Consider the following 12,909-nt stretch of genomic DNA (forward strand, 5'->3'; position numbering starts at 1 on the left):
CTTTAATTAAATTAGCGCGATTTTATCTACTTTTTGGTTAAAGAGTTCTTTTATTACTTAACACATAATTAACACATGTGAGTTAAAGTTCTCAACGAAGAATAACAACAAGGGAAGAAGAATGAAAATAAAACTATCAATATTTACCTTAATTGCATTATCCTCGCTTAGTGCGCAGGAAGTAACACTAGATTCTATCAGTGTAACGGCAACTAAAATATCTACAAAGACAAAAGATATATCTCAATCAATAGCTGTTGTTGATGAAAAAACAATTGAAGACAAGAATGTATTAAATATTCAAGATGCTATAGGTGATATACCGGGTGTAATTGCAGAATCGTCAACTAACTCTCCAAGTCCTAGACTTATTATCAGGGGTGCAGGACTTAAAGCTAGATACGGGGTTAGAGAGATCATGATCATGAAAGATGGTGTTCCTATGACTGACCCAGACTCGTTTACTAGATTTGACTTTATAGATATGCAAGATGTATCTAGTGTAGAAGTACAAAAAGGTCCAGGTTCTATCAATGCCGTAAATGCTACTGGTGGTGTTATCCAGCTAGTAACTAAGTCTGTGTTTAAAGATGACAAAAACAGAATCAAAGTCGGTGTAGGTAATGACAACCAAAGAAATGTAAATTTAAAATTAAGAGGAGCACTTAGCGAAGATGATTTTGTAACTTTTACCTTTAGTAAAAGAAAAATAGACAACTCTTGGAGAGATCACAATAAGTTTGATTCTACTCAGGCAACACTCAAATATGGTCATATGTTTGAAGATGATTCAACATTTGAAACAGAGTTCTCATATACTGAATCAAATATGCAACTGCCAGCTTCAATGACTGCAAGTGAATATGAAACCTTTAAAAGTACAGGTCAACAGCACAATACAAGTTCACAATGGCAAAACAGCGGAAGGGATTCAAAGATCTTTTCTATAAATGCAAAGTATGAAAAAGAAGTTGGAAATACGACGTTTAAACCTAGAGTTTACTTCAATACCTGGGAGCACTTTCATCCGGTAACTGGACTTATTAATGACAGTAATGACAATAGTGTTTATGGAACTGATTTAGAGTTAAATAATATACATAAACTATTTGGGCAAAAAGCTACATTTGTTGCGGGTGCGACCATAAAGGCTGATATAACTAATGGAGCTAAGAAATATAAATATGCAGATTATGAGACTAAAGTTGCTACAGTTTGGCCCTTTGCTCCATATATTAGTAAAACCCTATCTGATAATAAAGGTGATTTAGCACAGACAGAAGATAGTACAACTTTTCTTTATGGTGGATATATGATGGAAACATTTTCTCCATCAGATGATTTTATCTTAGATGTTAGTACAAGAGTAGATAAACTTAATTTTGACATTAGCGGTAATGAGATTACAGAATATAACTATAGTACAAAAAATTATGCAACTGGTAAAGGTCTTTATTCTATAAATAAAGACTACACACTAATTTCTGCAAAGCTTGGTGCTGTTTATAAAATAAGCAAAACTACAAATATTTACGCTTCAGTTGCAACAGCGAATCAAGCTCCGACAACAAGTGAACTAGGTGAAAATGAATCATTAGATAAATCGACAAGTGTAAACTACGAGGTTGGTTTAAAGACTAGAGCAAAAAACCTTTCTGCTGATATAGCTATCTATCAAAATGATGTAGATGATGAAATCATTCAGATCAAAGATGCAGGTGGAAATTCTATTTATGACAATGCAGGTAAAACTCAGAAAAGAGGCTTAGAAGTTACTGCAGTATATAAACCAATAGAGAGTGTACAACTTGGTGCTAACTACGCTCTAAGTGAATTTAAATTTGTTAAGTTTAACGAAAAAGTAGGAGCTTCTTTAGTTTCAAGAGATGGCAACTATTTACCGTATATTCCAAAAAATCAGTACTCTCTATTTGCTACATACAATATGAAAAACGGCTTTAAATCAAGAATAACAACAAAGACTTGGGGAAAATACTTTATGGATAATGCAAATACCCAAGAGTATGATGGATATAAATTTGTAACAGACATTATGCTTGGTTATGAAAAAGATGCACACAATATTCAGCTTAATATCAACAACATTACAAACCAATACTACGCAATGGAAGCTCTAAAAGATGTCTATGGCAATGAGTCATATAAAGCGGCTGCTCCTGTAAACGGGATGCTAACTTATATCTATAAATTTTAGGACGTATCATGGTTGATTATCAAAAAAGAGATAAAAATGATATCTATAACATCCCTCTTTTGGGATTTATATTTAAAAACAAATTGTTTATTAGAGTCTTACAGACAGCTGTGCTAGTTCTATTTATATATGCTATCGCCTTTGGGATAATCTATCCTAGCAAAGAAGAAAATATATTTACATCTGCAGTATTCTGGTCTCTGTTTTGGCCGCTGTTTATAGTTGTAACCTTATCAACATTCGGTAGAGTTTTTTGTGGCATCTGTCCACACGGCTTTATGGGTAAATATATTACAAAATTTGGCTTGAAAAAGAAGATGCCAAAAGCACTTGCAAATCCTTTTATAGGTGTTACACTTCTTATAGTTGGATTTTGGTTAGTTTATTATATATATCCTCAAGCATACAAAACTCCTATAGCTACTGCTATATTTTTCATTGTTCTAACTCTACTTTCCGTTGTATTTTTCTACATATATAAAGATATGAGTTACTGTAAATCCATCTGTCCTATTGGAACGATGATGAGAGGGTTTTCAAAAATATCATTTACTACTCTTGGGACTTATGAAGAGTCTTGTAAAAGTTGTACAACATTTGAGTGTGCATCTGCATGTTCATACAACCTAAAACCTTTTACCTTTGACAAAAGAGACAGCATGACAGACTGTACTCTATGTATGGACTGTAGTGATGCTTGTGAAGCTGTGAGTTTTAAACTAGTAAAACCATCTAATTCTCTATTTAAAAAATTTCAAATACACAAAGTAGAAATCTGGGCAATGATCCTGATAACGGCTGCCATAACTATTACTATGTCATTTCATCACGCTCTTAGTCGTGTAGCCATATCAGATCAATATGTTTGGTCAAGAATGGGTGCTTTTTTAGAACAAAAAGTTGCCATACCGGGACTTGACTATGTAGGTATTAGTGCTCTTTTCTTAGCAATGGTTATTACAATATCTTTAGTTTATGGCGGTATGTTTATAGCTTCAAAGATTTTAAAAGAGGATTTTAAAAAGGTATTTTATACTCTTGGTTATGCCATTACACCTATCTTTATTATAGGTGGTCTTTCACACACTTATGAGTTTTTCTTCTTGCATCATTACAGTGATATAGCAAATGGACTTATTCAAGGTTTTGGCATCTCTACGGAAGAGGTAAAAGCACTTGCAACTAGAAAAGACAGTTGGACAAGGATTTTTTCTGTAATGAATCATATAGCTGTAATCTGGGCATTTATCATTATGGCAAAACGTATAAACTTTTTCACTGCTTCAAAAATGGCCAAAACGGCAGCCTTCTTCTTTGCATCTAGTTTGATTATATTTTATCTTGGACTGAATGTTTATAAAGGATATGCATTTAAGACTTATGGAGCAAAAAAATCTGGACATAACCATGGTAGTCATAGCACAAAGTCATTTAATTCGGTTGATAAAAAGAGTGCAATACTTTTACAAAGTGGTGAGAACAAGGACAAAGGTGCAGTTTGTGGAATGGATTTAGCAATGTTTTACAAAACTAATCACAGTGCCACTCTAAATGGAGAAGTAAAACAGTACTGTTCTCTTGATTGTTTAGCACAAGATTTATATATAAACAATCTACTATTACAAAACATCCAGGTTGTTGATGTAAAAAGCTTAAAGTTCATAGATGCTAAAGAAGCTACATATATATTTACCATCAAACAAAAAGGAGCAATGAACAAAGGAGCGAAATATGCTTTTTCATCGAAGAAAGATGCTTATGAATTTTCTAAAAAATATAGTGGCAAGATTATGAGTTTTGATGAACTCATAGAATTAACGAAAAAAAATCTTAATACAAATTCATAATATACTTTATCAAATATCTCTTTAAGTCTTTCTTATTTTAGAATGACTTAAAGCTACTTATACGTGCAATTAAAATCATTTTAGTCAAATAATGACTATATTACTTTATTAGATTCAAAGCATAATTCAAGTACTATTACACACCTATAACTATATAAAACATCACAAAAGGTAGTACATGTTAACGTTTCTTAGAAAATTTAAAATTAGTACAGCATTCTCTTTAATCATATTTCTTACTATAGTAATTGTTACAACGGCAGCTTATTGGAAGCTATATACTGAAAATAAGAATGAGTATGATAAAAATCTAAGAACAAAAGCAGAATCTATACTTAACTTTGCAGGTGTACTTCTCGAGAGTAGAAATGAAAAATTCTTTGGTGGAGTAAATCATGATAAACCTTACGAAGGAGATTCCCAAGAAGTTCCACAAGTAATTCAAAATGAAATATTTAAAAGGTTTACTGAGGTTTCTCAAGGAAAAGTATTTTTTAAACAGGCTTCAAAAGAGCCTATGTTGGAAAGAAATAAAGCTGTAGACTATGAAGAGACTCTAATAGACTACTTTTCTAACAATAGAGATGTAAAACAAAAAGAGAAGTTTGTTGTAGAAGATGGAAAAGATTACTATGTTCTTGCTCGTCCAATTGAGGCCGAAGACAGATGTAAAATGTGCCATCCTACATGGACAACAGGGAATATTATTGCCGTTGAAGATGTTAAAATAGATCTTATTGATTATAATGCGGTTCTAGATAACAACATCTTTTTAATGGGATTAAACTGGTTTTTAAACATCGTACTGGTTCTAATAGTCATCCAACTCTTCTTTCATTATGAAATCACAAAAAGAGTTTCAAGAGTATTGGAAGTTATTTTTAAAATAGAAAATGGAAATTTTGTTTTAGATAAAGAACTTGAAGGAGAACTTACTCATAATAATTCAACAAAAAATGAATTTGACAGAATAATCAGGCACCTTAAAAAGACTGCTGATAGTCTTCAACCGGTTATTCAAAATGTTGTACAACAGTCAAAAGATATCACATTCAATGCTTCATATGCTACAGTAAAAGTTGATGACAACTCGAAGATGGTACAAGAGCAGAACAATGTTGTGAAAGAATCCATAGAATTCATCAATAGTGTTAGTCGATCTAATGAAGAACTTTTAGAAAATATGAGCACATTAAAAGATGATTCGCAAAAATCTATAAAGAGCGTAGATGACGGAAAAGAGATTTTATCTTCAAATATGGAGAGCACAGACAAAGTTTACCAATCAATAGAAAAAACTGTTGATTCTGTTGAGGGACTTAGAACTCTATCCGAAGAAGTGTCAAGTGCTATTGGGGCCATATCTGATATTGCAGAGCAAACAAATCTACTTGCACTTAATGCTGCCATAGAAGCTGCACGTGCAGGGGAACATGGACGCGGATTTGCAGTTGTTGCTGATGAAGTAAGAAAGCTGGCTGAAAAATCACAAAACAGTGCAAATGAGATCAAGGGTGTTATCAGTAGTATAGAACAAAGTATTGGTGATGTTACAAGCGATACAGAAGCTACAAAAGATATTTTTGCAGAACTAAGAGAAAAATCTGAGCATTTAGAGAACAACTTTAACTCTATTGAGGGAACTCTTCACACAACAATTGACTCAATAAACATTTTCCAAGAGAAATTTGACATACAACTAGAGCAATTAAAATCTGTATTCAACGGACTAAATAGTATTGGTGAGTATTCAAATGTTTCACTTAAAAACTCTAAAATACTCGATGAGACAATTATAGAGATTATGAATGAGAGTACAAAACTAAAAGCACTTAGTGATGGTTTTCAAGCTGTACTTAACAAAAGAGATATAGACAGAAGTATAATTTCTCCACCTGAGAAGTGTGTTATTAAGTCTAGTAATTTTAGTGAGGAAGCTTATCTGTTTGATGCAAATGACAGTGGTATGGCATTTTACTTTATGGATAAAAACATAAATCATAAATCAATCAACGGTGATCATATAACAATAAGTTTCTATAGCGATATCCACAAAAACTTAGCTAATAGTAGGTACCAGATTGTATATGCTATTGACAAAGGTAACAACAGAATTTTCTGTGGTGCTAAAACACTATAGTCATTTATAAAACTTTTCTTAAATAAGACAAATAAACTCTTATTTATGTTTGGGTAAATGATTATAAGTTACAATACCGTATAAAATTTAAAAATAACAAAAGGAATCCATATGCCAAAGATTAACAAATACGTAGATATTGATACTGTAGAAAGAGAAGCAAAAAAAGACTTAATTGACCGTCATTCTCCATTTATTCACTGTGCTGATACAGCTAAAGCTGGTGAGCCATTTGAAGTAACTGTAAAAATGGGTAATGAATATACTCATCCAGATGATTTTGATCACTATATCGAGTCTGTAACTCTTTTCAATGGTGAGACTAAATTGGCTCAAGCTTCTTATGTTCCAGGGACTCTAGGAAACACTAAAGCTCATAACACTACAACTTTTACAATCATCCCAACTGGTAAAAAACTAAACCTAGTTGCTCATGGATATTGTACTAAACACGGTATTTGGGAAGGTACTCCGGTTACTGTAGAAGTAGCTGAGTAATTTAAGGAGGCTTTAGCCTCTTTACTCTATGTGCACTGATGGTTTATCTATATGATAACCTTGAGAATAATCAATCCCCATCTCTTTAACTTTATCCATTACTGTGCTTGAATGAACAAACTCGGCAATCGTCTTTATTCCTAACTTTTTTGCAAAATCAACTATTGTCTCAACAACCAAGTAAGAATTTTTATCAGTATCTATATCTTTTATAAGTGAACCATCTATCTTTAAAAAATCTACATTCATTTTCATTAAATAAGAAAAGTTTGAATAGCCGTCACCAAAGTCATCTATAGCTATTTTTGCTCCGTACCTTTTTATCTCATTTATAAAACGTGCAATCTTTTCAAAATCCTGTATAGCTTCAGACTCTACAATCTCAAATACAACTCTATTTGAAGCACTACTGGACTTTAGTTTTTTTAGTATAAAGTTAAACATCTCACTATTAATGATATCTTCCATAGATAGATTAATACAAAACTCATGACCATTATTTTCAAAAACTTCAAAAGATTTGTCAATTATTATTTTTGTAACAAAATTATAAACTTTTATACTCTTTGAGATAGGTATAAACAGAGACGGAGAGATTACATTATTCTTCTCATCCAAAAGTCTTGCTAAACACTCGTATTTATTTATTTTTGATGTTTTATTATCTATTATTGGCTGAAAATATGGAACAATTTTAGAGTGTTCTACCGCATGTCTGACGACATTAGAAATATTTAAATTTTTCTCATATTCATTTTCAAATCCCATTCTATCTTCATATATCCAAAATGGCAATCTATTGTCTTTTGCATATTTTAGAGCCATAGACACTTTAGAGAAAAGATTATCTTGATTTGTATTTACACAAGAAGCAAGTGTCAGGCTAACACTTATCTCATTTTCTTGGTATTTAACTGTTACATTTTTTACTTTTTCATAAAGTTTTGTTAGATAGTCTTTTAGATCGTAGAAGTCTAGACTCTCTTCTAAATAAAGAGTAAACTCAGTTCCAGAAACTCGATATATTTTTTCATCCATATTTTCTACAAGATAATTACCAATTTGTTCGATTATATAATCTCCGACCATAAATCCATAAAAATTATTTATAGTAACAAAGTTATCTATTGCTATGGTAATTAGTCCAAATTTTTCATTGTCATGGAGATCTTTTCGAAGTTGGTATAGGTTTGGAAAACTTGTTAAATGATCTGTAAAATATTTATTTAGTAGTTGTTTTTTACAATTTTTAAGTTCATCTGTTTTTGCTTTGTCAGTTAACTGAATTTCTTTAAGAACTTCATCACTTATATCTTTTTTCTCTATTCTTTTATCTAAGGCATAAACAACCACAGATGTATGAGACTTATCATCATGTTTGAGCATAACTATCTTAGATTGAGGAAGTTTTTTCTCTAGTTCTAATTTCAAGTTTTGAACAAGAACAGTATTATGAATATAAGAAGAAACATGCATTAGCAAATTTGTGTTTGGTATCTCTACGATATCACGAACAACAGCACTGACCTCCGTAGATGATGTTAATGTAAAACTGTTTATATGTAAAATATCATCTCTTTTTATCATGCTATATATCATCCTTTGTATGTCACTATTCTACCATAAAAGTATACTAAAGTAGATTTTAACCACACTTTAACTATACTCACAAAAACATAAGTGGTAGGTGCCAGAGTGAAGTCTTTTCAAAATCTAGTTCTTCTTCAAAATCTCTACCGCTTAAAAGCCCTTGGATTCAACTATATTGATCCATTTCAGGTAAATGAAAAGAGCACTCACGAAGAGCCAAAGACACTTAATGAACTCTCACGTAATATCTCATCTTGTCACCTTTGTGATCTTAGTAAATCAAGACAACAGAGTATGAGTGGTTACGGAAATCCAAACGCAGATCTTATGGTCGTGGATTTTAGTGTTTCAATGAGTGAAGATACTAACAATGAGTACTACAGCGGTAGAAGTGGTGATAGTTTAACAAATATGATAGAAAAAGTCATAGGTATAAAAACCCAAGATGTGTACTTTACACATGCGATAAAATGTAAACCATTAAACTCCAACATACCATCTGCATCTGAGTGGGATTCATGTAAGTCATATCTCTTTACACAAATAGACTTTGTAAAACCAAAAGTGATTGTTACACTTGGTGAAGATGCTTACTGTAAACTTACGAATGAAGATAGAGATTTCCAAAGTGTAAGAGGACATGTTATAGACTTGAAACAATATAAACTTGTTCCTATTTATCACCCTCAATTTTTATTGAGAAATCCTGAACTAAAAAAAATCACTATGAATGATTTAAAAACTATAAAGAGTTGCCTATAGTGTATATTTACATCTAACTATAACTACCTGCAAATACCCCTATAATAGCATCTTTAAAGCTTGTCGTTAACTACAACTAGATACAATAGTCTACAAATAACTATAAAAATCCCTACTATTTTTGTCTTTTTTAGTAAAAAGTAGGGATTGTCTACAAAGGTCCTAACTATGGGTACTACAGAACATAAACCAGTAAAAGTCAAGCTTAACAATAAAACAGCTTCTGGCATGTATATTTTAATTTCTAACGATGAAATCAGGTACACAAAAGAGAATGAAACCAAACCACCAAATAGAAACTACAAAATTGAAGTAGCTGTGGAAGTTATGTATAATCATAAGAGGGCAAGAGGTAAAGAAACATTTAATATACGCAAAGGCACTAGTATCGCTAAAGCTGTTAGATCACTACTTGGTAAGCGTGAAGATATGAAAAACACTCTTAAATCTAAAGGTACATTAAAAGTTGAAAAGAAAATAATTTCAAAAATAGATACTAAAGATAGAAAGTTTAAATCTATATATGCCGCTTGGATAGCTCGTAAACAAATTGAAGTTAGCGTAAGTACAGTTAGAATGTATAATGGTTCCTACAATGTTTGGATTAAAAAGTTAGATAATAAAATAATAGATGAGATTACGGAAGATGATATTCAAAACCTTATAAATGAAATGATAGGTAAAGGGAAAAAGCCAAAAACAATTACCATAGTAAAAGCCGTTCTTAAACCATTGCTAGATACAAATGATGTCATTCTCAATTGGAAAAAAATCATACTACCAAAAATAGAAGCTAAAGAAAAGTTTAGTGGTGATGATGCAAAAGCAAAACTCATAGCTAAAACACTATTGGAGTATAAACATCCAATTGCTCGAGGTGTATTTACATTTTTACTAACTGGAAGAAGAATCAATGAGACAATGTTGATGGAATATTCTCATCTCAACTACAAAAGAACAGAACAATATCCCTATGGATCTTTTACACTTCCTAAAGAAAACACCAAGACTAATACAGAAGTCACTTATGCTCTAACTCCCCTACTTCTAGATGCTATCAAAATCCAAAAGACTACCAAGGGAAAAATATTTGATTTAAAAGCTATATCGGTGCATTACCATTGGAGGCTAGCGATAGAGAGTATTGGAGTTACCAATATGGTTATGCATGACCTTCGTTCGATGGTTGCAGTGGTTGCACTACGTAACGGTGCAGATATATATGCTGTCTCTAAGATGCTCTCTCATAAGCTGTTGAGCACCACACAATCAAATTATCTTAATAACGATACTGAGCAAGCTACAGAAGCACAAGATACTTTCAGTGCTGTTATCAGTTCATCAGATGATGCCATAGATGTTGAGATTATAGAAGATGAATATGAAATATTAAAAAAGCTATATCCACATGCTTCAGATGAAAAAATATATAAAATCATTGAGATGATGAAGTAAATAATCAATACGATTGAAAGTATTAAAATTCTGCGTTAAATCAATAGAATAATTGTATTAATCAACTTTTCAACCAACAATTAAATTTTTAATATTAACTTATACCTATAGTTTTCCTATAGTTATAGTTGTATTTCTTATTTATTAATGTATAATACTAGTATTTAACCTATGTTTTATTCATATTATACTAGTATTTATTATTCTATCTAACTCTTTAAAAGCCTATAGTAGGCTAATATTATGGCTATAAATTAACAAATAAAAGATAAAGGTATTTACATGCTTAAAAATTTAAATTTAATTTATTTAGATTATAGAGATATTACTCATAGTAGTAGTGGCTTCAGTTTAGGAGCTCAACATGACTTTGATCATGTTGAAAATTTAAAAAAGTTTGCTAAAAACAATAACTATACAGTATATGATTTAACATATATGGAAAATACTAAAACTGAAAAAGAAATAATAGAAGAAATAATAGATAATAAATCAGACACTATCGTATATATAACTAATAATAAGTCTTTGTTTACTAATTTTTATAGGCCAATACAACTTATTAGTTCTAACTCATACGAAGATAATGAATTTAAAATCATTGAAGATATGGACAGTGTTATTTATAATTTACAACTCAAGAATGTAGATAATATTGGAAGGCATATAAGGAAAATATTTTTTAGATATGGTGCTAAGTTTACTATTAATATAGAATTATTAATAAAAGAAACATCATATAATAAAACTGATAGTATGAAAAAATTACATGACATAATTGAAGAAGATTTAGACTTGCTTAAATTTAAAAAAATATTAACCTCCAGGTTATCTATTATTTTATACAGACTTTTCTTTTTTGACTTAGATGCTAAAGCAACTTCTATAGGATATTATTATAAAGAAAAGTTAGGTGTGCAAAGCAAATCATATAAATTTAACAATTTAAATAATAATACTGCTGGCTTTTACTTTAAAAACTTAGTTAACAAACCATTTAGAGGGTATGAGATACCTATTGTTAAATTACAACCTATGAGATACCATGATATGCTATATAAAGAAAAAATAAAAATTGCAAAAAAATTACTCCATAATAAGGTTAAAATAAAAGTAGTATCTAATGCATTAGAAATGACTGAGGAAGATTTAAGGGATATTATATATAGTCAAAACAATACTTTTTCAACCTTATATAATTAAAAAATTCTGCAAAACACATTCATCTGATAGAAATAAATCAGATGTAAATTGTTAGAAAACACACTCTACCTACCTCCCTATGATTACTTCACAAACTTGATCTATATAATTAAGAGTGAGATAAATAACTCTTATATTTATCTGATTGTTTTAATAAAACATAGCATAACTATGAAGTATCTTATTTATTCTCTATTTAACATAAACAATCTAAAGGATAAAAAGATGATAAGACATAATACAGAGATAGATACTGTAGCAATACAATTTGATTTTGATAGTACAGACGATCAATACCAAGTATTTAATATATTCCAAGACTATATAAGAGATGAAAAGTTAGGATACTTAAAGAAAATATTTAACAGTAAAGCATATAAAAGTGAGCATGAGCTACTATATGGGCAAACTAGAATACTAACTATACAAACAGGGACTATACAAAAAAAGATCAACAAGAATAAAACACAATATTATCTTCGCATAAAAGTATATGGGCTAAAAAGTTATAATGAATCATTGGATAAAGCTTCATTTAAAGCGTTTATAACCATATGTGCACTATCAAATACATTTGGATTTAGATTTAGATTATGTGAACTAGATATAGCTCTAGATGTATTTATAGCATTTGAGAATATGCTAGTAGCTTCTATACAGAAATCTCCTAATGTGAGGTATAACAACTTAGCTGACATACAATTCTATCAAGATGGAGCTACATCTTATATTGAAGACTATCGTAATATAAAAGCTCGTAATTATGCAGTACTTAGGTCCTATCTTTATGATAAGTCTGCTAAAGAAAAACTAGACTACCCTATTACACGCTTTGAAATTAAATTGCAAAATCGTTTTTTTATAAATAATACCCTTACCATTAAATCAATACAAAAAACACTAGACAAATACTGTATCATGTACTTTAACGAGATTAATATAAAGCAAGGTATAATAAATAACCTTAAGAAAATCTCTAATAATAGAGAAAGAGAACTATACTATCTACTAACTCTAGGACATTTTCGCTTATCTCATAATGTAGATGTGCTACAAGAGTTTTTATGGCAAATAGAAACAGCTTATCTAGATTTATTTGGTAATTTAAAAATTCCTATGCTACCTTTGCAAGGCAAATACTACAACCCATTTCAAAACTTCTAAAAAAATTCTACACCATCCTTTATATTGACAAATAA

The 12,909-nt window shown here is 30.5% G+C and carries 9 protein-coding genes; 8 read left to right on the forward strand and 1 reads right to left on the reverse strand.

What is annotated here, in order from left to right; genetic code table 11:
- Positions 1-121 precede the first annotated feature (121 nt).
- The 4 genes from ABZC13_RS07645 (at position 122) to ABZC13_RS07660 (ending at position 6,700) form a co-directional block, all read left to right on the forward strand.
- A complete protein-coding gene (locus tag ABZC13_RS07645) occupies positions 122-2,215 on the forward strand; it encodes a TonB-dependent receptor (protein WP_373001994.1) in 2,094 nt (697 codons plus the stop codon).
- An 8-nt stretch (positions 2,216-2,223) separates the two neighbouring features.
- Positions 2,224-4,062 carry a nitrous oxide reductase accessory protein NosL gene (locus tag ABZC13_RS07650; protein WP_373001996.1) on the forward strand — a complete coding sequence of 613 codons (1,839 nt, stop codon included), beginning with the start codon at positions 2,224-2,226 and terminating at the stop codon, positions 4,060-4,062.
- A gap of 178 nt (positions 4,063-4,240) precedes the next feature.
- A complete protein-coding gene (locus ABZC13_RS07655) occupies positions 4,241-6,202 on the forward strand; it encodes a methyl-accepting chemotaxis protein (RefSeq protein WP_373001999.1) in 1,962 nt (653 codons plus the stop codon).
- A 111-nt stretch (positions 6,203-6,313) separates the two neighbouring features.
- Complete coding sequence (locus ABZC13_RS07660) at positions 6,314-6,700, forward strand: class II SORL domain-containing protein (RefSeq protein WP_373002001.1); 387 nt, start codon at positions 6,314-6,316, stop codon at positions 6,698-6,700.
- Between the two features lie 21 nt (positions 6,701-6,721).
- On the opposite strand, the gene ABZC13_RS07665 is transcribed toward ABZC13_RS07660, so the two are convergent.
- Positions 6,722-8,287, reverse strand: a complete 1,566-nt coding sequence (locus ABZC13_RS07665) for an EAL domain-containing protein (RefSeq protein WP_373002002.1) — start codon at positions 8,285-8,287, stop codon at positions 6,722-6,724.
- Positions 8,288-8,395: 108 nt separating this feature from the next.
- Between ABZC13_RS07665 and ABZC13_RS07670 the strand changes: the two genes are divergently transcribed.
- The 4 genes from ABZC13_RS07670 (at position 8,396) to ABZC13_RS07685 (ending at position 12,874) form a co-directional block, all read left to right on the forward strand.
- Positions 8,396-9,052, forward strand: a complete 657-nt coding sequence (locus ABZC13_RS07670; RefSeq protein WP_373002004.1) for a uracil-DNA glycosylase — start codon at positions 8,396-8,398, stop codon at positions 9,050-9,052.
- 168 nt (positions 9,053-9,220) lie between these two features.
- Positions 9,221-10,507 (forward strand): tyrosine-type recombinase/integrase, encoded by a 1,287-nt coding sequence (locus ABZC13_RS07675; RefSeq protein ID WP_373002006.1) that lies wholly within the window; start codon positions 9,221-9,223, stop codon positions 10,505-10,507.
- A 282-nt stretch (positions 10,508-10,789) separates the two neighbouring features.
- Positions 10,790-11,710 (forward strand): hypothetical protein, encoded by a 921-nt coding sequence (locus tag ABZC13_RS07680; RefSeq protein ID WP_373002008.1) that lies wholly within the window; start codon positions 10,790-10,792, stop codon positions 11,708-11,710.
- 225 nt (positions 11,711-11,935) lie between these two features.
- The gene (locus ABZC13_RS07685) at positions 11,936-12,874 is read left to right on the forward strand and encodes a hypothetical protein (RefSeq protein ID WP_373002010.1); all 939 of its coding nucleotides are present in this window, start codon (positions 11,936-11,938) and stop codon (positions 12,872-12,874) included.
- Positions 12,875-12,909 lie beyond the last annotated feature (35 nt).

The organism is Sulfurimonas sp. (assembly GCF_041563035.1).
GTDB lineage: Bacteria > Campylobacterota > Campylobacteria > Campylobacterales > Sulfurimonadaceae > Sulfurimonas.

Coding starts and splice junctions, on each gene's coding strand:
- ABZC13_RS07645 (WP_373001994.1), top strand. CDS start 122: ATGAAAATAAAACTATCAATATTTACCTTAATTGCATTATCCTCGCTT.
- ABZC13_RS07650 (WP_373001996.1), top strand. CDS start 2,224: ATGGTTGATTATCAAAAAAGAGATAAAAATGATATCTATAACATCCCT.
- ABZC13_RS07655 (WP_373001999.1), top strand. CDS start 4,241: ATGTTAACGTTTCTTAGAAAATTTAAAATTAGTACAGCATTCTCTTTA.
- ABZC13_RS07660 (WP_373002001.1), top strand. CDS start 6,314: ATGCCAAAGATTAACAAATACGTAGATATTGATACTGTAGAAAGAGAA.
- ABZC13_RS07665 (WP_373002002.1), bottom strand. CDS start 8,287: ATGATAAAAAGAGATGATATTTTACATATAAACAGTTTTACATTAACA.
- ABZC13_RS07675 (WP_373002006.1), top strand. CDS start 9,221: ATGGGTACTACAGAACATAAACCAGTAAAAGTCAAGCTTAACAATAAA.
- ABZC13_RS07680 (WP_373002008.1), top strand. CDS start 10,790: ATGCTTAAAAATTTAAATTTAATTTATTTAGATTATAGAGATATTACT.
- ABZC13_RS07685 (WP_373002010.1), top strand. CDS start 11,936: ATGATAAGACATAATACAGAGATAGATACTGTAGCAATACAATTTGAT.